Genomic DNA, 24,662 nt, shown 5'->3' on the forward strand with positions numbered 1-24,662 from the left:
AATTGGCAACTCATACCCGATTGAGATTTATTACCGAGACTCATAAAAATAATGCCAAAGATTGACGAGTCATTTTGCAAAGATGCGAAAAGCTTTCAAGAATTGCGTATAGTTCGGAATTGTTTTTGAAGAAGATTCCAACATTCTAACTTTTTTGAAACAAGCTCATTCGCGTATTTTTTCATGAATCCGAGTGGTAACCTGAGTCTGATAAACCGATAGAGTCATTGAAAAATTCCATAGTGGAATTAAAAAACTGTTCTAATCGCCTATTTCGATGAAACGGAAACAGAAGGATAATTAATTTTTAACAATTCTAATGCGAAATCGATGATTATGCTTCGACCTAGAACGGCGTCTCTAAGAAAGCGATTTTGCTTTAGTGCCGTCCCGAAATCTCAAATGTAGGAATTACTACGAGAGCTTAACAACAATAAATTCTGTTAGAAAGTTTATAAACTTACCCATTTTGCAGGAACTTCTACGTTTTATTAGGTTTTACTATCTCTACATAGTAGAGTGTTCGAAATTCTGCGTCTAAGCGCGGGATTTATGTTCAAATTGGCGGTATTCTATTTTATAGGATGAGTAAAGTCGGATCTCATTAAAATCGTTTTTTTAGACAACGGAATCTATTCGGTTTGTTAAGTTTGAAATCGGGTTTCCTACTATTGAAAAAATTGAATATAGGATTTTATGATTGCTGACACTGCCGAAGAAAAGGATCTTAACCAAAATCAAGGAGAATCTCTCGATGAAAAAAATTCTATTTTTAGCCTTCGTTGTCGGTTTAATTGCCAACTGCTACAGTATCGACAAAACTAAAGTCGGCGGCAAGGACGTGATTACCGCAACTCAACTGAACCCGGTAATTTTTACCGCTTGGGGAGCGCCCGTAACTGCTTGCTTGAACGATCTGAACAAAGAGGGTGTAACTCAGGTTGTCGACGCTAGGGGAGCTGCAACTGGGGGAATGTTTTCCACTTCCAGAATTTCCGGAACCGAAGCTTGTCAGGCAACTGGCGTTAAATAAATAATTTTTTAGCCGCTCGTCCGTCGGGCGGCCGATTCCCTTCTTTAAAGGTGAGCAGATCCCTTTTTTGTATTTTAACCGTTTCTCTATTTGTTATTCCTCTTTTTTCAGAAAGCCGAACTCCAAGGGAAATTTTTATAGAAAATAAAATCGAAAGTATTCGAAAGGAAGAAATTTATAAAGAAAGAAACTGGTTAACCTTATTGCACTATGAGAAAGTCTCCGAAAACAAATATCGAAGTTATGCGGACGGAGATTCCTTCTTTTTCTCACCGTCCGGTAAAACGAATCCGACTTTGGAATTGGAGGCAAATCTTAGGATTTTCTCTAAAGATGAGGCTTTAACCGATTTGTCGGTTGAATGTGTATTTCCGGCCCGTTTTCATTGGATGCGGGAAAGATTTTCCATAGATCCAAATTTATTCCCCGTACCGTCCTGTCCTAAATTCGAAAAATTTCATAATCAGATGAAAGCGCAGTCTCTTTCCGTCGTTTTTGCTGCTTTTCATCCCGAGCACCCGGCTTCTTTATTTGGACATACGATGCTTAAGTTTAATTCCGGCACGCAAGAGGCGGAAGAGTTGGAGGATGTAATCGTCACTTACGCCGCGATAATTCCGGGAATCATAGATCCATTTTCCTATGTATTCAAAGGTTTAAGCGGAAATTTTCCGGGATCTTTTGAGATTCAAAAATATAAATATAAGATATACGAATATAACGAATATGAAAATCGAAGTCTCTGGGAATATAAGTTGAATATTGATGAAAGAGGAATCGAAAGAATTATCCGTCATTTATGGGAAATGCAGAAAAATCATTTTGATTATTATTTTTTTGATGAGAATTGTTCTTTTAGAATTCTCACTTTGCTTGACGTGGGTGATCCGGAGCTTCGGTTATCCGACCGAAAAAAATTTTTAGTACAACCTGCCGATACGATCAAGTTGATGGCGGCGCAAAAAAACTTATTATCGGAAGTGAAGTTCAGGCCCTCCATTGTGGAAAGGTATAGACAAAAATACGGTTTTCTCGATGAGTTGGAAAGGGAGCTTTTAAGAAAAGTCGTTAAGGACGATGCGGATGTGGGTAGGGATCTATCCGAAAACCGCAGAGCGATTCTTTATGATGCAGCGATCGATTATCTTTTGGTTAAAAAATCGATGGAAAAAGGAATACTCGATGAAAAAGATAAGGAAAGGTATTATAAATATAATTCACTGAGAGGGGATCCGGGAAATTTATTAAAACTGAATGATTATTATTTTCCTCCGACGGCGTCAAATCCGCTTCTTGGGCACGACCCTTCTCAAGTTATGGTATCCGCGGGAAATTCCTCCAACGGTGCGTTCGGAGAATTTGCTTTCAGACCGGTCCTAAGGGACTTTACGGATTCGTATCCCGGTTATTCTCCGTACAATCAATTATTTTTTTTGAATACGAATATACGCGTTTATGAGAATATGAAATCGCCTAAACTTCAAGAGATCCATTTTATTCAGATGACTTCTCTACATCCGATCGGTCAATTTTTGAATAAGGCTTCTTGGCGTTTCGATTTGGGCGTTAAATCTCTTTTGACGGAAAAAGTTTTTAAAGAAGATCCGGGTATTTTATACGGCTTTTCTAGTTTTGGATTTGGGGCGGCTTCGGAACCGTTTTATTATTTCTCACGTTATAGTTTGATTTTTTATACGTTTTTGGATTTGAGAGGAGATATATCCGACTCTTTTCGGAGAGGTTATCGATTGGGATCGGTCGCAACCGTTGGAATGTTATGTAGAATTACCGAACGATTTTCGTTTCATTTGATAGGAGACTACCGGTTTTATTCTTTCGGAGATAAGCAGTATTTTCCCGAGTTTTCCATACAAGGAAATTATTTGCTAACGGAACGTATCGCTTTAGAGTTTCAATATAGAAAAAATTATATGACTTCTTTGGAAGAAACCAAGTTCGGCGCCAAGCTTTATTTTTAACTTACGTTTTCCCCAAATGTATGAGTTCGGTTTGAGAAAGTTTGTGCGAATAAGAAAACTAAAGCGTAACGATTTCCGGCAGGGCCGTCATAGTAACTCATGAATTTTATTTCGCATTTTGCGGGCTTTCCGACTCGGTGGATTCTCTTTTAATTTCTTCTTCGGTTTTCGGTTTGGAGCTTTCCGATTCCGAGATTTCGATCGAGACCGCGGCCGTAATCGCGTAATCGTACAATCTATAATCGTCTCCGCGATAGAGCGGATAACGATACGAAAGATTGAAGTTGAGTTTTTCGGAAATGTTCGCGGAGAATCCGAAACTGACTTCTCTAAAAATTGCCGGAACTTTACCCTGATTCGTTCTTTTGAGATCGACGCCTTCGTACGGAGACCTATATAAAAAACCGGTAAAAAAAGAAAGACCGGGCTTCCAAAGATACGTAACGTATCCGGAAAATAGACTCGTTTTTTTAAGAAGATACGTTTCTTCGGGCGGCGAAGAAGACGGATTTCTGAGCCAATAAACGATGCCGTCGTTGTCCTGAAGATTGGTTGGTTGTGATTTTGAAAGTGGAAATATACCGCTGATTCTCACTACAAAACTAAACTTACCTAAAAGATAGCCCAAGGTGAGACCGGGAATGCCGGAATAATAATTTCCCCCCGTAAATTTATCCGTATCCGGACCGGACGGAAAACCCACATTCGCGCTGAGAACAATGAAATAATTTTTTTGAAAATCGACCAAAGGCAGATATTTTACGCCCACGTATGTTTTGCCGATTCTTGCGGCGTCGGAGCGATTTTTCTGCTCGTAATACGTGTAGGGAGCACTTAGATTCAGAGCGAACATTCCGTTTTTAAGGTTCATTTCTCCGAAAAAGGTGGTCGTGTGGATATTGCTATTTTCGTTCGTTTGTTTGAAGAAGTCCTGGGTGAAAACCACATAGTTTGCGGGCTTTTCCCTTTTGCCGGTGAACGGGTCCACGAAACGGGTGGAGGATTGTTCGTTGCCTCCCATTCCGGTGTGATGCGCCTCGAGCGAAAATATGCACGGTAAAAAAATGAAAAAGTAGAATATAATAATATTATGTTTCATTAAAATAGATTGCAACCTATTTGATATACAACCCGGTCTTGCTGTCGGAAGTTTGCCAAAATCAGATCGTATAGATTCGAGTTTTGATAAGGATTGATATCCACCGGATTCGGGAGTGCGGAAATCGAATTTAAGATTGAAACGGAACCCCGATCCTGAAAGATTCCGTTGGATCTCCAGATTGCCGGAAAGCTTCCCGGTTTTTCGGGCGTTATATCAAACCTACATCTTGGAAAGAGTTCCAGCGTGAAGGAGGGTATTTGTAGCCTTACTGTTTTTGCCGCGGGAGCGACGATTTGGAAAGTTAAGTTGATGGAGTTGATTTTATACTTCACGGAAGCAAGATAACCGGAGGGAATTCCCGATATTAGAGGAACCGAAGAAGTATGAACGTCTCCCATGAGAATCGTTTCCGTGGCCGTTTCTAAATTCGAATCGTTAAACGAAGGCGTTCCGTATTCTTGTCCGTAGGGAGAAGCGACCGGCAAATCCAAAGGAACCGTATACGGAGTGTGGGACTTGGCGGAATGATCTCCCGCGTCGAAAGTTCTTGTCTGTCCGGGAACCGTAGGTACTGGATTCGGATTGACTCGAATGGAAACTCCGTCCCAAAAAATCTTGGAACCCGGTTGCAGCTGAAGATTATAGACGGTTGCCTCGGAAACCACATCAAAATTTCCTATATTAGAATCTTGTTGATCGTCCGTATAATACAGAAGGGTTTCGAACGAGGCCGGTCTTTCGTTGAAAAGAATCAAAAGCCTCTGTAACATCTTTGCGTCTTCTTTTCTAGAGTCTCCTACGGAACCGAAGGTGCAGTTTCCAAAGAAGATGCAGAAAAAGAGAAGTTTAAAAAGGATCGCTGTGTTTCGGGTCATTTACGAATTCCGTATCCGTTAAACTTTTCAAGAAATTCACGAGGTCCGTTTTTTCCCCGGCGGTAAGGCCGATCGCGAACACAAAACCGTTTTTGTTCGGATTGGCTCTCCCGTCTCCGGCGTGGGGTCCGCCAATGACATTTCTTCCCCCTGCGTTGTAGTGTTCCACTACGTTCTCCAGAGTGTCGATCGAGCCGTCGTGCATGTAAGGGGCGGTCAATTCAATATTTCTAATGGAAGGCGCCCGGAATTTGCCTTTATCGGAGATCACTCCCGTAAACTCGTACAAACCCTGATTGTCGGGAGGATAGTCTCTGGTTCCGCCGATGTTGTAAAGGCCGTTGTTATGAAAAGTGACTTCCGCGGTAACGGCTCCGACATGGACGCTCGTTTCGGCGAAGTTAAAACCTCCGTGGCAATGAAAACATTCTCCTTTTTCCGAAAAGAAAATCTGAGCCCCACGAATGACGGAAGCTCTTTGGTTACCGAGTGCCGCAACGTTTCCGTCGTACAAAAATTTATCATAAGGAGAGCGCCCCGATATGAGAGTTCTTTCAAAACAGGCGATCGCTTTTACCACGTTGGAAACGGAAAAAGGATCTTCGAACGGAAAGGCTTTTCGAAACAAGGTTTGGTACCGATTCTCCGCTCTCAAACGATCAAGCATTTCGTTTTCCCGATTGGCAAGGCCTAGTTCCACGGGATGTTCGCCGAACATCGGAACGAGCATCTGGTCTTCCAGGTCTTTTAGAGTCGGATTGACCCATGTTTGACGGGCGTTATACGCAACATTGATGATTCCCTGTGTGTTTCTGGGATGAACGCCTCCCGTGGAACCGACGGCGGTCGTTAAGCCGTCCGTAAACGCGATCGATTGTTTGTGACAAGACGCGCAAGACTGAGTTTGGTTACCCGAAAGCTTTTTATCATAAAATAAGAATCTGCCGAGGTCCACCTTCTCTTGAGTCATCGGATTGGAAGCCGGAACGACCGGAACCGGAAATCCGGGAGGTAGATTCCAAACGTACGAGTTTTGCGGAATCAATAGAAGCAGAAGAGCTTCGTTAAGATCCGATTTCTTCTTGTCGAAAGGAGCGAAAGGAAGAATTCCAGATCCGCACTGAATCAAGAATAGCAAAGAAATAGAATATAATAAAAACTTCATATATTTGCTTCCTCAAAATGCCCGAAACGAACTCGGGCATTTTCGAATTAATTTTTAGCTTTGATCGAAAAAACGGTTCGAGCCGGTGTGATCGGAGTGCCCGCGTTCAAATCCAAACCGATGTTCGAAAAGATGATCGGGCAACCGATACTCGTCGCACCGATAATTCCGGACATACACATCGCAGCGTTCGCATTTGCCTGGAGATCGATTCCTTGCAATAATGCCTGAACGTTAATCTTGATTTCTTGAGTGGAAGGGTTGAAACCGCCGTCGGGAGTTAATGTAACCGGAATCCGATTTGCCCTCGCGCAAGTGCTGGAACTTCCCGCTCCCACGCAGTTTGCCGATCCGATATGGACTGAGGCTTCTAAGGTTTCGGCGGTTTCAAAATCCAATTTTAGGAATTTATAACCGCTCGTCCACCCCCAGTACATTCCAGAGTTGTTGAGAGGAGGGAGTTGGTTGTCGGCATCCAAATGGTTTTTGTTTTCAGGCAATCCTACGATGAACTTGATTCCTTTGTAGGTGTCCGGAGGTATGAAAGCCGAAACGAGATGGTTGGTTTCGGAAGTTCCGTTACACTTGCCGGTTTTGTTTTCGAAATCCAAAAGGGCGACATCTCCGGATTGGAATTTTCCGTCCTGATTTAGAGAGAGAGGAATTTCTTCTCCCGAGTTTTGAATCAAGGTAACTCCGTGAACAAAAAAACGAAAGTCGTGCAGTTGAAACGTCGTACTTTCGGCTATGTGCGCGATGGGAATAAAAGAAAGACTTTCCGAGCTTCTTGCATGACCTCGGAGCGTTTGGCCGCATTCTAATTTTTGTGTTCCGGCGTAAGCGGAAAATTGAATTCCCTGATTTCCAAGGGAGAGCAGGGCCGAGATCGCCGTCAGATTGGAATCGTCCTTTTTTTTATCCCAAGGACAATAAACGAAAGAAAGACAAGCTGAAACAATGAACCCAAAGACTAAAACTTTTTTAGTCATAAAAATAAATCTCCTAATATTTAAGTTTCTTCCTAAAACGCGCGCCGAAAAAAATTACGATCAACGGACCGAAACGTTGTAGGTCGATTTCCTGAGAGGACTTTTGGAAAGTGGAAATGTTAAGAGAATCGAGGGGGTTTTAGCGGGGAGAAAAAAGACAGAATTCCAGAATTAGAATATTCTAAAATAATGATTTGAATGAAGTCGGGGTTATGCTCGATATTGGCTCCTTGTTTCGGAGAAAAAAGGGTCGAGTAAAATGCGCTCAGTTGAGAGAGTTTATTTTCCGTCTTTTTGCAGGAACAAACGTGAACTTCTCCCGATTTTGCGGAATGACAATTCGGGAGTTTCTTGGAAACGACCGATCGATTTTCGGAGAGGACCTTTTTAGAGAAACTTTTGTCTTCTTCGTTCGAGTGTTTCTGCATTTTGCTTCTGTGGTTGCATTCGCAGATTTTGGCCTTTTCTGCGAGAATACAACCGAAGAGACCGCTGGAAAAAACAATTGTTTGGAATAAGATGGAAGCGGATAAAAGGATGGAAAGGGAAAATTTCATCCTAAATCAATCTTGAGTCTGGAAAACACAAGTTGTAAGCCTTCGCTCAGTTTCACTTCCGAAACTTGAATTTGATCTTTTTTCAATTCGGAAATAAATTTTAAAATGCGATTGAGAACCATGGAGGGAATCGCCACCACGGGAGTCATATCTAAAATAACATTATCCGGACGGATTTCCCGGATTTGAGAAAGAATTTCCTGAATTTCATCGGTTTCTACGGAACAAATATTCCTGCGAAATTCGACTCGAAAGGAATTTTTATTAGGGTAGATTGTGGACTCTTCCAACTGCTGCATAAAATAAAACGCAGTTACTACTATCAGGAAATAGTTTTTTCTGGAAACAAAAAAATCCCCGTATTTTTTGTCGGAAGGAACCGAACTTCGATTTGGTTTTGTCGTTTCGTAAAAACACCTTTCGAACTTTTGTATCCCTATGAAAAGTTGGATTCGAAGTCCATTTCTTGCGGCGTCTTTGTCTCTTGGCTTCAAATTCTTTTTCTGGGCTGTCTTTGGAATTCTATTAATTCTCCCTTTATTCTCTTTCTATCCTTGGAAATTTAGAATCGTTTTTGTTTTTCTTTTTGTATGTTTTGCCGTCTTGGACGTTTTGTTTCCGTTGGTTGCGACTTTTTTTCTCGCGGCTTCGGGGGTCGTTTTTGGAAATCATCCCGGAGGAAGATTTCTGGAATTGCAGGATTGTCTTTGGATTTTCTGGTGTATTCGCGGAATCGTAGAAAACTACTTTCGGGGAAATAAGATTTTTACGGATACGTTTTGGAAACATCCGATCGGAATTCTATTACTTTTGTTCTTCGGCGCGGGGGCTTTGAGTCTTATCGCGAATCCGGATTTGTTTTTGGATTTTCGCTTTTATCAAAAGGGTTGGTTTTGGTTTTTACATTCTACCGAATTGGAACCCGCTTACCCGATTAAACTTTTGTTTTTGGGAATATTATTTTTATTCGGATTGATTGCTCGTAAGAATTGGTTGGGAAGTGTTCCTGCTTTTTCTGCTACGAACCCGGTTTATCGTGTTTTTGCGTTGGGAGTAGTCGCCGGTATGATCGTATCGATAGCCGTCGGTTGGTTGGAATATTTTTCGCAGACCGTAAAATCAATATTAAATTTTTATCATTATTGGTTGGACGGATATAAACTCTTCGCCTTGTCTCATTCTCTAATTCCTTCCTTGAAACGATTTTTACCGAAATTTGGAATTCAGTCCTTGTTTTGGAACCGGAGTTGGTTTTCGATCTATTTGATTTCGGGCCTTCCTTTTTTGTTTTATTGGGTTTTTGCAAGATCGAAATATTCTAAAACCGGAATATTAAAAAAAATGCAAATTTTGAAAAATGGCGGATTATCGCCCGGATTGGGAAAGTGGCTTTTCTTGTCGGCTGTTCTTTTAGTTTTAGGAGTGACGTTTTTTTGGATTGGGGCCAGAGGAGGTATGTTTTCTTTTTTGACGTTTTGTGTTCTTTCCGTTTTTATTCTCCCTTTCTTTCTTGTTAAAAATCGAAATACGTCCCGTACTTTTGCGGCGGTTTTGGCTTCTCATTTCGTTGTCGGAGGAATTTTATTTCCGCTTTCCGTAATTTGGATGCGTGCGGGTTCGGTAGATCCGGAAAGGTTTTCTCATTTTTTAGCGGGGCTGACGCTTGGGATTGGAAAGCCTTTGTTAGGCGGAGGTTTTGAGAGTTACGGGTGGTACAACGAATGTTGTTTAAACCTCGAAGCAAGATCGTCTTTGTATCATACGACTCACAATCAGTTCTTGCAGATTTTTTCCGGTCTCGGAATAACAGGAGTGGTATTTTATTCTTTGTTATGGTTTTTTCTTTTTTATGAGTTGTTGAAGTTCAGAAAAAGCGATCGATCCATTCTGGTTTCCTCTGTTTTTTTCTCTTCCGTTGCGGCCGTATTTGTGTATTCCTTCTTTCAAGAATGGTTCTATTTGAGAGCCGTTTATTTTCAATGGATCGCTTTGTTCCCATTTTTTACGGAAACAAAGGTTTCTACGTTCGTTGCGAAACGGTATTCGTGTTTTAATCGCAGAAATATTATAATTTCTTTATGTTTGGTTTTGGTTTTACTGTTTAGTTCCTGGTTTTTTTTCCCTACAAAAATGTTTCGATCGGGTGTTTACTTTCCTCCGGGAAAAAGCGAATACAAGGCCTGGATTTTGGAAGGAAGCGGTAAAATGACCTTGGCGTCTCGACCGGAGTTGTATTTCGTAACGCAGAACCGGGAAATGGATCGTCGAAGTAAGCTGTCGATTTCCATCTCAGGCGGATATCGAAAGATCTATCCGCGTACAATCAAGGGATTCAAGGGAGAATACATGGCTTTTCGAACTGTCAAGGGCAAGAATATCCTAAAAACGGAATGTATCTTACACCAAAATACGGATCCGCTTCGAACTTTGAACTTTTGGAGTCGAAGGCTTTTGGATCCAGAGCCTAGAAAGATCTGCTCTCAAATACGGATTCGAAAAAAAATCCATTCACCCGCAAAAAAAGTCCTAAGAAAACGTTTTAAAAAAAGGTCATGAATACGATTCCGATTTCGGTCGTAATTCCGACTTTCAATCGGGAAGATAAAATTATCAAAGCGATTTCTTCCGTTTTGGCACAGACTTTTCGGCCAAAAGAAATCATCATAGTCGACGACGGATCGACGGATTCTACGATTTTCAAAATTGGGGAAACTTTTCCGAATTCTTTCGATGGAATTCGAATTCTTTCTTTAGAACATAAAGGAGTCAGTCACGCTAGAAATCGGGGAGTGGAAAAAGCCTCGGAGGATTGGATCGCATTTTTGGATTCTGACGACGAATGGCTGCCCGAAAAATTAGAACGTCAATGGAAGTATTGTGAAAAACATCCGGAAACAAAAATTCTTCAATCCCAAGAGATTTGGATTCGAAATGGTAGACGAGTAAATCCGCCCGTTCATCTCTCGAAAAAAAACGGATGGATCTTCGAGCAAAGTCTTGAGTTTTGTAGCGTTACTCCTTCTTCGGTTCTTTTGAAAAAGGATCTCTACGAAAAACAAGGTGGAATGGACGAGAGACTTCCCGCCTGCGAAGATTACGACCTTTGGTTGAGAATCACCTCTAAAACCCCGGTCGCTCTTTTGAATGAGTTTTTACTCGTCCGATACGGAGGACATAAGGATCAGCTTTCCGTTCGGTATCCGGCTATGAACCGTTTTCGAATTTATTCTATTATAAAATTATTAAATTCTAATTTATTAAACGAAGGGCAACGAAATCGCGCTGAAAAAGCTCTCTCTATAAAGTGGGAAATTTTAAGGCAAGGGAGAATAAAAAGGAACTCTTGGAGCGAAGATTTGGATTTTCTTTTGCACTCCGTTATGAAAGACGGATTGGCTTCTTCCTCCGGAATTCGTATTCAGCAATTCTTACTGGAAAGCAGGAATTGGATTTAAGCTTCGAAGATCTCCGCGATGTGCCGCCGTTCATGAGAACGACAAAGTCAAGGTAGAGAACAATCCGTAGACGTTGATGAGTTTTAAAGCCAGAATTCAAATTCTTTTTGATATTTCACTGGGTTCCACTCTAAAATCTGGTATTCAGCGACTCCGTTTTTATAAAAAGGATCTCGGTGGCAAAAGGATTCCATCTCTTTGCGGGACTCTGCTCTCGCAATAAAGATTCCTCCGGTTCTAGGCTCTTGAGGCCCGGATGCGAGTAGCAGTTTCTGCTCGTATCCTTTGGACAAATATTCTCTGTGTGCGATTACATGCTCGTCCACGGTTTCGATCGGAACGAGATAACGAAGTACTACGATAAATTGTTTCATTCTAAAATCCTAAAATAGAAAATAGATTTTTCTTTCAAGCTTAAATTACAAAGTATTGGATGCCCTATCTTTTTTCAGTTACCATAATTTTCTCGCCGATTTTGGCTTTTTCTTTGACGACTTTGAGTCGTTTTCTCTTTTGAGTTTTGGTCCCTCTCCAAAATTCAGGGTCGCATTTGGAACTAATTTCCTGATTTTTTCTTTTTGTGGAATTAAATCAGGAATACCTTTCATTGCGAGAAAATAGAGGTTTTTCAGTTGTCCGATTTCTTTAGGAAGAATAACGAGCGGATTGCCGCTTAAATCCAACCATCGTAAGTTTTGTAATTGTCCGATTTCTTTCGGAATCGATGTGAGTTGATTGTCGCTCAAATCTAAATTGTCTAATTTTTGCAGTTGTCCAATTTCTTTAGGAAGAGTAGTAAGATTGTTGAGTTTTAAATTTAACTGACGTAAATTCTGTAGTTGCCCGATTTCTTCGGGAAGAGTTGTAAGTTCATTACTATATAAATACAATGTCCATAGCTTTCCCAACTGTCCGATCTCTTGAGGAAGAGATGTAAGTCTATTTTGATGTAGATAGATCTGTTCTAAGTTTTGCAATTTGCAGAGCCCTTGAGGAAGAGTCGTAAGTTGATTATCATGCAGGTATAATCGTTCGAACTTTTGCAATTGTCCGATTTCCTCTGGAAGAGTCGTGAGGCTGTTGCCATAGAGCAATAGTTCTTTTAAATTCTGTAATTGTCCGATTTCTTTAGGAAGAACCGTGAGACGGTTGTGACTTACATGCAACCATTCTAACTTTTTCAACTGTCCAATTTCTTGGGGAAGGGTAGTAAGGCGATTACCGCTTAGATTCAACCGTTTTAAATTTTGCAGCTGGTCAATTTCTTTAGGAAGATTAATGAGGTTATTGGCGCTTAGATTCAATACTTGTAAATTCTGCAGTTGTCCAATTTCTTTGGGAAGAACTTTGAGTTGATTGTCGCTTAAATCTAACTGTTTCAGATTTTGGAATTTTTCAATTTCTTTTGGAAGAACCGTGAGTTGTCTTTCATTCAAATTCAGAACTCGAACATCCATCGGATTTTTAAAGGCTTCGGTTAAAGTGCGATATGTTTGTCCTTCGTTTGATTGGGCTTGGAGTTTGCAAAAAAGACAGATCAAAAGCGGTATTATGAATCTTTTTTTAAAACGAATATTTACGGATTGGAAATACATCATCGATTCCTTGAGACGGTTTTTGGATTTTTTCGGAGTTAAAAGTTTGTCCCAAAATTATCCAATGTGAGAACTCCTACGTTTTTTTAACGATGAGAAAAATCATTCAAAAAACTTAAAAACCGCCAAAGAGATTTAACCTGTGTGAGCTTTTGCATTTTCTTTTGAGGTTTTTAGACCGGCTTTTGGGTTTCACTTATAAGTTTAGAACTTGTCCCAAAATTATTCGATTTTATCGGAATCTCGCGAATCGCTGCAATTGCGCCGGATCGCATGGGTTGTTTTTTGATTTACCATCGCTCATCAGAGTAAATAGCACATTCTGGGAGTAGCTTCCGGATTCTTTCTATTTCTTCCCATTCGATTGGATTTTCATACAAATATAATTTTTGTAGTTTCCCGATTTCTTTGGGAAGAATTGTGAGTTGATTACTGCTCAAACCTAATTCTTGTAAATTCTTTAGTTTTCCTATTTCTTCTGGAAGGGTTTTGAGTTCGTTTTCATTCAAATCCAACTTTTGTAAATTCTGAAGCTGTCCGATTTCTTTTGGAAGGGTTTTGAGTTCGTTTTCATTCAAATCCAACTTTTGTAAATTCTGAAGCTGTCCGATTTCTTTTGGAAGGGTTTTGAGTTCGTTTTCATTCAAATCCAACTTTTGTAAATTCTGAAGCTGTCCGATTTCTTTTGGAAGGGTTTTGAGTTCGTTTTCATTCAAATCCAACTTTTGTAAATTCTGAAGCTGTCCGATTTCTTTTGGAAAAGTTGTAAGTTTCCTTCCATTCAAATCGAGAATCCGAACATCCTTTGGATTTTTGAGAGCCTCGGTTAAATCTACATAAATTTCTTCCTTATACATAGCTTTCTTCCGCACGGAATTCCGTTAGGAAACACACAAATATCAAAAGGAAAATTCCCGCTTTTTGAACGTAAGGTGGTATTAAATTCAGTTTCATTACAATTCTCTGATTTGATTTTCATTCAAAATAAATATTACATTTGTTTGGGAAGTAGCTTTTGGATTCTTTTAATTTCTTTTGATGCAATTGGATTGTTACGTAAAGATAATGTGTTTAGTTTCTTTAACTGTTCAATGTCTTTTGGTAAAATCGTGAGTTGGTTATGATTCAAATTCAACTGTCGTAAATTCTGTAGTTGCCCGATTTCTTTGGGAAGAGTTGTGAGTTGGTTATAATCTAAATCCAATACTTTTAAGTTCTGTAGTTTTCCGATTTTTTTTGGAAGAGTCGTGAGTTGGTTATTATATAAATCCAATACTTTTAAGTTCTGTAGTTTTCCAATTTCTTTGGGAAGCGTTGTAAGTTGGTTAAATCTCAAATCCAACTTTTGTAAATTCTGTAACCGCCCGATTCCGTTCGAAAGAGTCGTAAGTTCGTTATTGCACAAATTCAATATTTTTAAATTCTGTAGTTTTCCAATTTCTTTGGGAAGCGTTGTAAGTTGGTTAATTTCCAGATGTAACTCTTTCAAATTTTGTAGATCTCCGATTCCTTTTGTAAGAGTCGTGAGTTGATTTCTTCCCAAATTTAACTTTTGTAAATTTTCTAACTGTTCGATTTCTTTTGGAATAATCATAAGTTGGTTATCCTCTAAATTCAATATTTTTAAATTCCGAAGTTTTCCAATTTCTTTCGGAAGAGTTATGAGTTGGTTATGATTCAAATTCAACTCTTGTAACTTTTGAAGGTGTATGATTTCCTTCGGGAGATTTGTCAGTTGATTTGCGCGCAAATACAATATTTGTAAATTTTGCAATTGTCCAATTTCCTTCGGAAGGGTTGTGCGTTCGTTAAGATCCAAACTCAATACTTGTAATTTCTGAAGTTTTCCGATTTCTTTCGGAAGAGTTGAGAGTTGCCAACCATTCAAATTCAACTCTTGTAAATTTTGCAGTTGCCCGATCTCTTCCGGGAGGGTTGTGAGTTTGTTATGAGCCAGATGCAGTATTTGTAACCTCTGCAGTTGCCCGATCTCTTTGGGAAGAGTCGTGAGTTGATTTTCGCACAAATGCAATATTTGTAAATTTTGTAGTTGTCCAATCTCTTCCGGGAGGGTTGTGAGTTTGTTATAATTCAAATTCAACTCCTGTAAATTCTGTAGTTTTCCAATTTCCTTTGGAAGAACGGTGAGTTCGTTATCGTTATTACGCAAATCCAAAATCCGAACCTCATTCGGATTTTGGAGAGCCTCGGTTAGATTGCGATGGATTTGCTCTTCGTTCGATTGAGCTTGAAGCTTGCAAGAAAAACAAATTAGAATTAAGAGGATCGTGAATTTTGGTTGAAAACGAATATTTACGGATTGAAAATACGTCATCGATTCCTCGAAACGGTTTTTGGATTTTTTCGGAGTTAAAAGTTTGTCCCAAAATTGCCCAATGTGGGAACTCTACGTTTTTAAACGATGAAAAAATCACGCGAAGGATTAAAAACGTCCTAAGAGACCGATTTAATCTGTGGGAGTTTCTACAAAATTCAAGGTAAAGGCGATTCCGATTTTTTAATCATTCGATGCGCGTTCGAGTTCGTATTAAAAAAATCGAAATTGCGATCGACAAAAGCGGAAACCACACAATCAAAATTTCCGATCGCAACACAAGCAGACCTCGCGCGGTCAAAAAGTTTTTGATTCCGATCGGAGATACCCGGATCGGTCTTAAATTAAAGAAAAAACGCTCGGAGGAATAGGGGATGAGAAAGCCGACTCCGAGTCCTCCGTTTGTCATCGCGTCCAAAAAACCGTGGGAAAGGATGGAAACGAATAAAAAGGAGATGACGATTTCCATTCTTACTTGAAGCCAACGAACTAAAACGCAGGCTAAAACGCTTAGAGAAAATGCGAACAAAATCGAATGGCTGAATCCTCGATGTCCCCAGTCGCTTTCATAAGGGATCCCGAATCGGAACGCGATCACGTCCGCATCGGGAAGAATCGAAAAAAGAATTCCGATTATTAGGAGTCGGGTGGGAATGAATTTATTTCCAAACGCGATCCAAAAGGAGATCGGAATCACTGTATGAGTCATTATGGCGGGCATGTTTTAAGCGGCAAATGATTGGGAATCGGTGGTTAGGACTTTACATCACACATTGTCAGGAGGCGTTGACTTCCGTTGCGGCCCATATCGGGAACAATCGCGCTTTGAGTTTTATTTTTGATCGGTGACATACCCCCGTTTTTAGATTCAAATGAGCTTGAGCGCATTGAATAAAAGCGATCATAGTGATCTAACATTGTTGTAAAAAGAAACCGTTTTGGGAAGCGTTTTTGGAAACCGCATACCATTTGGAATGAAATCGATTCTTAGCGAAGCTAAGAGGAACGAGACTTAAAAATTCCCAGAATCTACTTGAGCTTTTCCATTTGACCGGAAAGAGAGTTCGCAAAACTGTACTTCTATATAACTCGTCCGAAACGAACGTTTTAGGGACAACTAAGATAGAGGCTATTTATGAGCGATATATTAAAAAAAAGAAGTTCGATGACTACGGACGGAGATAATCGCGCGCCCAATCGGGCGATGCTTCGCGCGGTCGGTTTTACGGACGAAGATTTCCACAAACCGATGATCGGAATCGCATCCACTTGGAGCGAAATCACTCCCTGCAATATTCATATCAATAAACTCGCCGAAAAAGTCAAAGAAGGAGTCCGCGCCGCAGGAGGAGTTCCTCAGATTTACGGAACGATCACCGTTTCCGACGGGATCATGATGGGACACGAAGGGATGCACTTTTCCCTTCCTTCCAGAGAAGTCATCGCCGATTCGATCGAAATCGTTTCGAACGCGATGAGACACGACGGAGTGATCGCGATCGGAGGATGTGATAAAAACATGCCCGGTTGTTTGATGGCACTTTGCAGAATCGACGTTCCTTCCATCTTCGTCTACGGAGGAACCATTCTTCCCGGAAACTGCGACGGTCACGACGTGGACATCGTTTCCGTGTTCGAGGCGGTCGGACGGATGAACGCCGGAAAAATCTCCAGGGAAGAATTCGTCCGCATTGAACAAAACGCGATCCCGGGCGCGGGAAGTTGCGGTGGAATGTATACCGCCAACACGATGTCTTCCGCGATCGAAGCGCTGGGAATGAGTCTTCCCGGTTCCGCTTCCATGCCCGCCGTCAGTTCGAGAAAGTCGAACGACTGCTACGAAGCCGGAAAGGCTTTGATGGAACTCATCAAAAAGGGAATCACTCCGAAACAAATTCTTACCAAAAAGGCGTTCGAGAACGCGATCACCGTAGTTCTTGTGTTAGGCGGTTCGACGAACGCGGTTCTTCATTTGATCGCGATCGCGAAAGAAATCGGTGTGGATCTGACCCTCGAAGACTTTGATCGAATCAGTAAAAAAACTCCTCACCTTGCGGATCTAAAACCGGGCGGTAGATACGCCATGACCGATCTCGACAAAGTGGGCGGTGTTCACGGTGTGATGAAATATCTTTTGAAAGAAGGTATGCTTCACGGAGATTGTTTAACGGTTACCGGAAAAACGATTGCAGAAAATCTAAAGAACATGCCGGATCTCGTTCCGAACCAAACCATCGTTCGTAAGAAATCGGAGGCGCTTCATCCTTCCGGCCCTCTCGTGATATTAAAGGGAAACCTCGCGCCTGAAGGCGCGGTTGCTAAAATTTCCGGTTTGAAAAAAATTTCCATCACCGGTCCCGCAAAAGTGTTCGAATCCGAAGACGATTGTTTCAACGCGATCATAACGGATCAAATCAAAGCGGGGGACGTAATCATCATCCGCTACGAAGGACCCAAAGGAGGTCCCGGGATGAGAGAGATGCTCGCCGTAACTTCGGCGCTTGTCGGAAAAGGTTTGGGAGAAGATGTCGGCTTAATGACGGACGGTCGATTTAGCGGCGGTACTCACGGTCTTGTGGTCGGTCATGTTTCTCCCGAAGCTTTTGATGGAGGTCCGATCGCGATCGTTCAAAACGGAGATTCGGTTACTATCGATTCCACGAAGAATCTTCTTCAAATCGAAATCTCTCAGGAAGAAATTCAGAAACGACTGAAAAATTGGAAACCGATAGAACCAAGGTACAAATCCGGGGTTCTTGCGAAATACGCGAAACTGGTTCAATCGGCGACGAACGGAGCGATTACGAATCTGCTTTGAAGTGATCTATCTTGCAGGATCGGAAGGATTTTTACCGAATACAGTCGCGGTTCTGCAGGAAAGAAAATCTCTTTGTACGTCGCTTGGATTTGACGCATTCTCTCCTTTTAATTCGAAAATCCCGATCGATCGCGAAAGAAATCTATAACTTACCCGGAAAATTTTTTAGGTAATATAGAATTGATTCAAAGAGTGGATATCGTTCTTGCAAATTGTAATTCGCTTCGCGGCGCACTTGTGGACGACGGAACCTCCGTTGAAATCGGAACCGGTTTTTCTATCGGTAAAAGAATCTACGGTTATACGAAAACGATTCTTCCCTTACCGGAAATCGTTCGAACAAAGATTCCGGTATTTCCGCATAACTCCGGTTATCCGATCGACAAGGACGGATATTTGTTAAGCGACTTCGGAAATTGTCCGAATCCGATGTTGGATTGATATGCCCCCCATTTTTAGATCCATGTTGAAAGTGTGAAAATCCGTTTATGCGGGTTTTCTTAAATATTGCTCCTGAGTAGTCCTTTGAGCGAGCAATGTGGCTTTAGTCCGAAGTGAGGATTTCGTTAGTAATTTCGAACGGAGCGAGGAGATGAAGTTAGTCGACGTAGCGAGTAAGTAGTAATGATTATTTCGATTTCCAAAACTGCCACCATTTTCTTTTGGTTTCTACATGTCTGAATTCAGTTTGAGTCTTTTCTTCTTCATTTCTGTTATCAATATATTCGTAATTATTAAAATCATCCAGTTTACCTGTAATAATTATTTTCTTATCATTGATAAATTTTTGGATCAAATGCACATGGAAAACGATTTCCGGATACAGGGCATTTGCTAACTTTATCTGCTCTGGCTCAATAAGATCAGATATATGTTTATCGTAATTATATTCTCGAGGACACGTTAAGTTTAATTCATAGCCTAAGCCGCCGAGTATTTGTAAAAAAAGTAGCCTTTACAATATAAATCATAAAGCGACGCGATCAATTGTGGATAATTCTTTTCTTTATTAATAATACTATTGAAAATTTTGTTCAATCTCCATACTTCGTATTCTGACATATCAACATTTTTTTCAATGATTTTGAACGCTTCATATCTATTACTATTTTTATTGAAGTTTAGCGAAAGTAATTCTATATAATCATCGTATTTAAACGCATTTTCAATTTCCTTTGATCCATAAAGAAAAGCTTCAAACTCTTGCAAAGAAAGGTTTCCAACTATAAAGCTGAAAATCATTTCTTTAGTTGATTCAGGTAAATTAGACATTTCCGTACCATTATTAATTAGTGCTATGTCGCCTAACAGGGTTTTCTTGTATGTTGCCTAAACGGTGAATAGGCGACATACGAATTAATAGCATTTCTCTGCATGTCGCATAAACTCGCGTCACATACTTCTACGGTATTGCCCGCCCACTTCGTAGAGAGAGTGGGTCATCTGGCCTAAGGAAACTTTTTTGGACGTTTCCATCAATTCCTCGAATATATTCCCGTTCGAAAGGCTAACGGATTTTAATCTTCTCAGACGATCTTCAAGATCTTTTTCGTTACGTTTGTGAAATTCCCGAAGCGCTCCGATCTGAGCTTGTTTTTCCGAATCGGTGGAGCGGATCACTTCTTCCGGAATGATCGTAGGAGAGCCTTCCTTGCTCAGAAAAGTATTCACTCCGATCACGGGAAATTCGCCGCTATGTTTTAGAGATTCATAATATAAGGATTCTTCCTGGATTTTATTTCTCTGATACATCATTTCCATGGCGCCGAGAACACCGCCTCTTTCGGAGATTCTATAAAACTCCTGCAGGATCGCTTGTTCTACCAAGTCGGTAAGTTCTTCGATGATAAACGAACCCTGACTCGGGTTTTCGTTTTTAGCAAGACCTAATTCGCGGTTGATAATGAGCTGAATCGCCATCGCGCGACGGACGGATTCTTCCGTAGGAGTAGTGATCGCTTCGTCGTAAGCGTTCGTATGTAAGGAATTGCAATTGTCATAAATCGCATAAAGGGCCTGAAGAGTGGTTCTAATATCGTTGAACGCAATCTCTTGAGCGTGCAAAGATCTTCCCGAAGTTTGAATATGATACTTGAGCATCGCAGAACGGTCGTTAGCTCCGTATTTGTACCTCACCGTTTTTGCCCAAATTTTTCTCGCTACCCTACCGATTACAGCGTACTCCGGATCGATCCCGTTCGAAAAGAAGAAGGAAAGATTCGGAGCGAAGTCGTCTATTTTCATTCCTCTACTTAGGAAATATTCCACATAGGTCAAGCCGTTTGCGAGAGTGAATGCGACTTGAGTGATCGGATTGGCCCCCGCTTCCGCGATATGATAACCGGAAATGGAAACCGAATAAAAGTTACGAACTTGATTGGCGATAAAGAATTCCTGAATATCACCCATCATCTTTAGGGCAAACTCCGTCGAAAAGATACAGGTGTTTTGAGCCTGATCTTCTTTGAGAATATCGGCTTGCACGGTTCCTCGAACGACCTTTAAGGTTTCCTGTTTTATCTTTTCATAAACTTCTCTTTCCAAAACCTCGTCGCCGGTGACTCCTAAAAGCATCAGACCCAAACCGTCGTTTCCTTGAGGGATGGGCGCGTTGTATTTTGGAACGGGAAGATTTTTAACTTGATAGATGGATTCGATTTTTTGCCGAACTTCGGTTTCGATTCCGGTAGACTTGATGTGTTTTTCGCACGCTTGATCGATCGCTGTGTTCATAAAAAACGCAAGAACCATCGGAGCGGGGCCGTTGATAGTCATTGAGACGGATGTCGTGGGATTACAAAGATCGAAACCGGAATAAAGTTTTTTGGCGTCGTCGAGGGTCGCTATGCTGACGCCCGAGTTGCCGATCTTTCCGTAGATGTCCGGCCTTTCCCCCGGATCTTCTCCGTATAACGTGACCGAATCGAAAGCGGTGGACAAACGTTGCGCGGGCATTCCGAAACTCACGTAGTGAAAACGGGCGTTGGTTCTTTCCGGACCTCCTTCTCCCGCAAACATACGGGTCGGATCTTCTCCGGTTCTTTTGAAGGGAAACACTCCCGCGGTAAAAGGGAATTCCCCGGGAAAATTTTCCTGAAACGACCAACGAACGATTTCCCCCCAGTCTTTGAATTTGGGAACGGCAACTTTCGGGATTTTCAGATTGCTCAAGGAGGTGGACGTGTTGGAAACCTGAATCTCTTTGTCTCGAACCTGATACGTAAAGTTTTCACCCCGGTAGTTCTTCAATTTTACTTCCCAACCGGAAAGAATCCTTTTGGTTTCGGGAGAGAGGGAATTTTCAATTTTAGAATATTCCAATTTTAGAATGTTTGTATCCTGCCCTGACGATTTTAGGACTTCGATCGCTCCGAAAAGTTGAAAGAGTTTTCTCGCTTTGTCGGATTCCTCTTCCGTAAACTGATCGTAACGACGGCATTCCTCCCGAATTTCCGCGAGATAACGGACTCGGTCCGGAGGAATGATAAAAATTTTTTCACTCATTCCGGACTCTTTACCGTAGGAAGAAGACCAATCCAAATTCAATTTTTCGGAGATGGAGCGAATTACGTTTCCGTAAAGAAGGTTAGTTCCCGGATCGTTGAACTGGGAAGCGATTGTACCAAAGACCGGCATCGTATCCAAGTTACGATCGAATAATTGTCTGGATCTTTGGAATTGTTTTTTAACGTCTCTCAGGGCGTCGAGCGCTCCCCGTTTGTCGAATTTGTTGATGGCGATCAGATCGGCGTAGTCGATCATGTCGATTTTTTCCAATTGAGTCGCGGCTCCGTATTCGGGAGTCATAACATACAAAGCCACGTCTGCGACTTCGGTGATTTCGGAATCGCTCTGACCGATCCCCGCGGTTTCGACGATGATCAGATCGAAACCCGCGCATTTTAAAACGTCTATACTTCGCTTAACGTTTTTGTTAAGCGCAATATTGGCCTCTCTTGTCGCAAAGGATCTCATGTAAACCCTATTGTGAAAGATAGAGTTCATTCGAATCCGATCGCCGAGGAGCGCGCCTCCGGTTTTCCTTTTGGAAGGATCCACGGAAAGGATTGCGATCGATTTATCCGGAAAGTCCATTAGGAATCTGCGAACGAGTTCGTCTGTCAGAGAGGATTTACCCGCGCCTCCGGTTCCCGTGATCCCGAGGATCGGAACCGCTTTTGATCCCGGGGGAAAATTTAGTTTTTCGGTTAAAGACGAATTTTCGAGTTCCTGTCTTTCAAAGGTGTTTTCGACTAACGTGATCGATTGTGCGATCGCCAGAGGGTTTTTGTCTTTTAAGGAAGAGTGAAGAGTGCCGTTGAACGTAAGAGGGGGAATGAAGTCCGATCTGCGGATGAGATCGTTGATCATCCCTTGCAGGCCGAGTTCTCTACCGTCGTCCGGAGAATAGATTCGAGCGACGCCGTAGGATTCCAACTCTTTGATTTCGGAAGGAAGAATTGTGCCGCCTCCGCCGCCGAATACTTTGATATGACCTGCGCCTTTTTCATTCAAGAGATCGATCATGTATTTGAAATATTCAACGTGACCGCCTTGATAACTCGTGATGGCGATTCCTTGAGCGTCTTCTTGGATCGCACATTCCACGATTTCTTTCACGGAGCGGTTGTGACCGAGATGGATCACTTCCACGCCGGAGGCTTGCAGGATTCTTCTCATAATATTGATGGATGCGTCGTGCCCGTCGAAAAGGGAAGCGGCCGTGATAAAACGAACTTTGTGTTTTGGAGTGTAAATTTGCGTTTCCATATAAGTACTTCTATTCTAAAATTAAAAAATTCGAATTTAGCTTTCCGGAGAATCGATGAGAATTCTCACGCGATTTTCCAATTCTTCCGTGACGATTTTTGCGGCTTTTTTAAGAGGAACATCGGGGAACTCGTGAGGATAGATCGGCTTACCGATGTTATACGTAATCTTAGTGCCGAATGCCTTGCCGGACAAAAAAGCTTCAGGTTTCAACATTCTCCAAGCCCCTTTGATCCCGCTTGGGATGATCGGAACTCCGGTGCGGATCGCGAGTTTTGCCGCGAGTGCTTTGAACGAACCGGGAATGACAACTTCCGTTCTCGTTCCCTGAGGGTAGATCGAAATGAGCTCTCCCTTTTGGATGAGTTCGGCCATGTAATTTTCGAGATCTTCGTAGTATGCCGCCGCGGATTTTGCGTCTTTCACATTGTGCGCCCTTAAGATCGGATAACCTCCCCAGTGCATAAGTTGTTTTCCTTGCAGATTTCCAAGAGTGTTCAGAGTGGTTACCAAGGATTGTTTCACCAGACTTAAGGGAAACTTGTTCAAGGGGGAATCCGGGTTGTTGAGAATGTCCAAAACGGTTTCTTGAGGATGAAACAATTCGTATTTTCCGAGATAAATCACTTTTCTCAAAACAGAGGTTCCCTGTACGATTACATCCAGATTGTCCGTGTGATTGGAAATCAGAACGGCGCCGCCCGATTCGGGAACGTTTTCAAGACCGGTAACTTCCACGGAATAGACGAGGTGAAGAAGGGCTTTTAAGAATTGTTTTATTGGTTCTCTCGGAATTAGAAAAAGGCTGTCAAAAGAATCGGATTCGGTGCGGGTTTCCATGCAAGGTCTACTTTTCGAACGAACGTTCAATAAATATTAGATTTAGAGTTCATTGTACCGAATGGAATCGAATTCATCAAGTTGGATTTTTAGAAACGAATTCATCTTTCTAAGAACTAAATCGCGCGGTCGCGGCGTGCGGAATAAGATCGATATTAATAAGAATGAGATAGGAGATACTGGGGATGAGTCAGAATATAGGTTGGTTCCAAGATTCTTTTTGGTTTGGGGAGGGGTTTTTACAAACTCTCCGCGGGTCGGCTTTGGATCCGGTTCTAGGTGTTGTTACTTTGCTATTTCACTATTTGGGCGGAAGTACATTCAATATGATTTTTCTTTCCGTCGTATATGTTTTTATCAATCGAAAATTAGGAATCCGACTTGGAACTGGATTTATGACGGCGGGAATCGTCAACGGAATTACGAAGGCTTTGTTTGAAAGTCCAAGACCTTCCCTTTCTTGGATTGGTCCCGGAACCCTCAGAGAAACTTCCTACGGATTTCCTTCGGGACACGTACAAATATCCGTCGTTATATGGGGGCTGATACTTTTTCACGTAAAAAATAAAACGACCCGAGTACTTTCAATTTTTATAATATTGTTAATGCCCTTTTCAAGAATGTATGCCGGAGTACATTATCCGGGGGATACATTGGGCGGTTTTATTTTGGGGCTGATTATAATCGTTTTGATAGAGGTTATATTCCGAGTTTTTCCGGAGTTCGAATTGCCGACGCCTTACGAGGGTCAGACTCTTTTCAAAACGAAAACGCTTGCTTTGGTCGTAGTCGTATTGACTTTGCCTTCTGTACTTTTATATTCGAATTTTGATTCGCCTGCGAAAATAAAGTCGTACGAACAAGTGATATCAGCAAGCGGCGCTTTGGGAGGATTTACGATCGGGATATTTCTTTCCAAATTTTATACTTTGGATTGGGAAAAGGTGGATTCCGTATCGGAGATGATCCGCAGAGCGGCGGTTTTAATATTGGGAGTTCTGCTTTTTTACATACTACCCGGTATCATAGTCCAAAAGCTATTTCCGGAAAATCCGGTTGCAAGATACCTCCGGTACGGGATCGTTAGTAGTTATATCGCCTTTTTCTCGGCATACATATTGGCTAAGATGAAAGGAAAAGGCTGATAAA

General features: G+C 41.6%; 22 protein-coding genes. 8 read left to right on the top strand and 14 right to left on the bottom strand.

What is annotated here, in order from left to right; all coding sequences use genetic code 11:
- Window positions 1-754 precede the first annotated feature (754 nt).
- Window positions 755-1,033 carry a hypothetical protein gene (locus tag FHG67_RS05820; protein WP_002632276.1) on the top strand — a complete coding sequence of 93 codons (279 nt, stop codon included), beginning with the start codon at window positions 755-757 and terminating at the stop codon, window positions 1,031-1,033.
- A 50-nt stretch (window positions 1,034-1,083) separates the two neighbouring features.
- Window positions 1,084-3,012, top strand: a complete 1,929-nt coding sequence (locus tag FHG67_RS05825; RefSeq protein WP_061219146.1) for an Lnb N-terminal periplasmic domain-containing protein — start codon at window positions 1,084-1,086, stop codon at window positions 3,010-3,012.
- 106 nt (window positions 3,013-3,118) lie between these two features.
- Here FHG67_RS05825 and FHG67_RS05830 read toward each other — a convergent pair whose 3' ends face one another.
- From FHG67_RS05830 to FHG67_RS22815, 6 genes are all read right to left on the bottom strand, one after another.
- Window positions 3,119-4,111 (bottom strand): LIC11086 family outer membrane transporter, encoded by a 993-nt coding sequence (locus FHG67_RS05830; RefSeq protein ID WP_142499678.1) that lies wholly within the window; start codon window positions 4,109-4,111, stop codon window positions 3,119-3,121.
- Window positions 4,111-4,989, bottom strand: coding sequence for a laminin/fibronectin-binding adhesin Lsa30 (gene lsa30, locus FHG67_RS05835; RefSeq protein WP_004495590.1), 879 nt, complete (start codon window positions 4,987-4,989; stop codon window positions 4,111-4,113). Before lsa30 ends, FHG67_RS05830 begins: the two co-directional genes overlap by 1 nt.
- Entirely contained in the window at window positions 4,961-6,154 is a 1,194-nt protein-coding gene (locus FHG67_RS05840; RefSeq protein WP_142499679.1) for an MbnH family di-heme enzyme, read from the bottom strand. Before FHG67_RS05840 ends, lsa30 begins: the two co-directional genes overlap by 29 nt.
- Window positions 6,155-6,201: 47 nt before the next feature.
- Window positions 6,202-7,143 (bottom strand): MbnP family copper-binding protein, encoded by a 942-nt coding sequence (locus FHG67_RS05845; protein ID WP_142499680.1) that lies wholly within the window; start codon window positions 7,141-7,143, stop codon window positions 6,202-6,204.
- A 119-nt stretch (window positions 7,144-7,262) separates the two neighbouring features.
- A complete protein-coding gene (locus FHG67_RS05850; RefSeq protein ID WP_142499681.1) occupies window positions 7,263-7,700 on the bottom strand; it encodes an LIC_11090 family protein in 438 nt (145 codons plus the stop codon).
- On the bottom strand, window positions 7,697-7,999 hold the full coding sequence (locus FHG67_RS22815; RefSeq protein WP_039941697.1) for an STAS domain-containing protein: 303 nt from the start codon (window positions 7,997-7,999) through the stop codon (window positions 7,697-7,699). The genes FHG67_RS05850 and FHG67_RS22815 overlap by 4 nt, the downstream gene beginning before the upstream one ends.
- A 139-nt stretch (window positions 8,000-8,138) precedes the next feature.
- Between FHG67_RS22815 and FHG67_RS05860 the strand changes: the two genes are divergently transcribed.
- Window positions 8,139-10,256, top strand: a complete 2,118-nt coding sequence (locus FHG67_RS05860) for an O-antigen ligase family protein (RefSeq protein ID WP_142499682.1) — start codon at window positions 8,139-8,141, stop codon at window positions 10,254-10,256.
- The gene (locus FHG67_RS05865; RefSeq protein WP_004502178.1) at window positions 10,253-11,155 is read left to right on the top strand and encodes a glycosyltransferase family 2 protein; all 903 of its coding nucleotides are present in this window, start codon (window positions 10,253-10,255) and stop codon (window positions 11,153-11,155) included. Before FHG67_RS05860 ends, FHG67_RS05865 begins: the two co-directional genes overlap by 4 nt.
- Before the next feature lie 83 nt (window positions 11,156-11,238).
- Here the strand turns inward: FHG67_RS05865 and FHG67_RS05870 are convergent, their stop codons facing one another.
- The 5 genes from FHG67_RS05870 to FHG67_RS05895 all read right to left on the bottom strand — a co-directional run bounded on the left by FHG67_RS05870 (window position 11,239) and on the right by FHG67_RS05895 (window position 15,794).
- Window positions 11,239-11,529, bottom strand: coding sequence for a YciI family protein (locus FHG67_RS05870; RefSeq protein WP_002632262.1), 291 nt, complete (start codon window positions 11,527-11,529; stop codon window positions 11,239-11,241).
- Between the two features lie 78 nt (window positions 11,530-11,607).
- Complete coding sequence (locus FHG67_RS05875) at window positions 11,608-12,750, bottom strand: leucine-rich repeat domain-containing protein (RefSeq protein WP_004502250.1); 1,143 nt, start codon at window positions 12,748-12,750, stop codon at window positions 11,608-11,610.
- A gap of 290 nt (window positions 12,751-13,040) precedes the next feature.
- Window positions 13,041-13,607, bottom strand: coding sequence for a leucine-rich repeat domain-containing protein (locus FHG67_RS05880; protein WP_004502216.1), 567 nt, complete (start codon window positions 13,605-13,607; stop codon window positions 13,041-13,043).
- A gap of 134 nt (window positions 13,608-13,741) precedes the next feature.
- The gene (locus FHG67_RS05885) at window positions 13,742-15,085 is read right to left on the bottom strand and encodes a leucine-rich repeat domain-containing protein (protein WP_004500754.1); all 1,344 of its coding nucleotides are present in this window, start codon (window positions 15,083-15,085) and stop codon (window positions 13,742-13,744) included.
- A gap of 187 nt (window positions 15,086-15,272) precedes the next feature.
- A complete protein-coding gene (locus FHG67_RS05895; RefSeq protein WP_004500783.1) occupies window positions 15,273-15,794 on the bottom strand; it encodes a metal-dependent hydrolase in 522 nt (173 codons plus the stop codon).
- Between the two features lie 426 nt (window positions 15,795-16,220).
- On the opposite strand from FHG67_RS05895, the gene ilvD reads away from it, so the two are divergent.
- Genes ilvD through FHG67_RS05905 form a run of 3 tightly spaced genes read left to right on the top strand, consistent with a single transcriptional unit; the run spans window position 16,221 to window position 18,344 of the window.
- Window positions 16,221-17,903 carry a dihydroxy-acid dehydratase gene (gene ilvD / locus FHG67_RS05900; protein WP_142499683.1) on the top strand — a complete coding sequence of 561 codons (1,683 nt, stop codon included), beginning with the start codon at window positions 16,221-16,223 and terminating at the stop codon, window positions 17,901-17,903.
- 1 nt (window position 17,904) lies between these two features.
- Window positions 17,905-18,051, top strand: a complete 147-nt coding sequence (locus FHG67_RS21995) for a TIR domain-containing protein (protein WP_185908045.1) — start codon at window positions 17,905-17,907, stop codon at window positions 18,049-18,051.
- Between the two features lie 32 nt (window positions 18,052-18,083).
- Window positions 18,084-18,344 carry a nucleoside 2-deoxyribosyltransferase gene (locus FHG67_RS05905; protein WP_004500744.1) on the top strand — a complete coding sequence of 87 codons (261 nt, stop codon included), beginning with the start codon at window positions 18,084-18,086 and terminating at the stop codon, window positions 18,342-18,344.
- A 480-nt stretch (window positions 18,345-18,824) separates the two neighbouring features.
- On the opposite strand, the gene FHG67_RS22820 is transcribed toward FHG67_RS05905, so the two are convergent.
- The 3 genes from FHG67_RS22820 to FHG67_RS05920 form a co-directional block, all read right to left on the bottom strand.
- A complete protein-coding gene (locus FHG67_RS22820) occupies window positions 18,825-19,175 on the bottom strand; it encodes a hypothetical protein (protein WP_100224571.1) in 351 nt (116 codons plus the stop codon).
- A gap of 120 nt (window positions 19,176-19,295) precedes the next feature.
- Complete coding sequence (locus FHG67_RS05915) at window positions 19,296-22,673, bottom strand: methylmalonyl-CoA mutase family protein (protein ID WP_004500765.1); 3,378 nt, start codon at window positions 22,671-22,673, stop codon at window positions 19,296-19,298.
- A 36-nt stretch (window positions 22,674-22,709) separates the two neighbouring features.
- The gene (locus FHG67_RS05920; RefSeq protein WP_002619788.1) at window positions 22,710-23,513 is read right to left on the bottom strand and encodes a lysophospholipid acyltransferase family protein; all 804 of its coding nucleotides are present in this window, start codon (window positions 23,511-23,513) and stop codon (window positions 22,710-22,712) included.
- 185 nt (window positions 23,514-23,698) lie between these two features.
- On the opposite strand from FHG67_RS05920, the gene FHG67_RS05925 reads away from it, so the two are divergent.
- Complete coding sequence (locus FHG67_RS05925; RefSeq protein WP_142499684.1) at window positions 23,699-24,658, top strand: phosphatase PAP2 family protein; 960 nt, start codon at window positions 23,699-23,701, stop codon at window positions 24,656-24,658.
- Window positions 24,659-24,662 lie beyond the last annotated feature (4 nt).

It is taken from the genome of Leptospira weilii (genome assembly GCF_006874765.1).
In the GTDB taxonomy this organism is placed as follows: domain Bacteria; phylum Spirochaetota; class Leptospiria; order Leptospirales; family Leptospiraceae; genus Leptospira; species Leptospira weilii.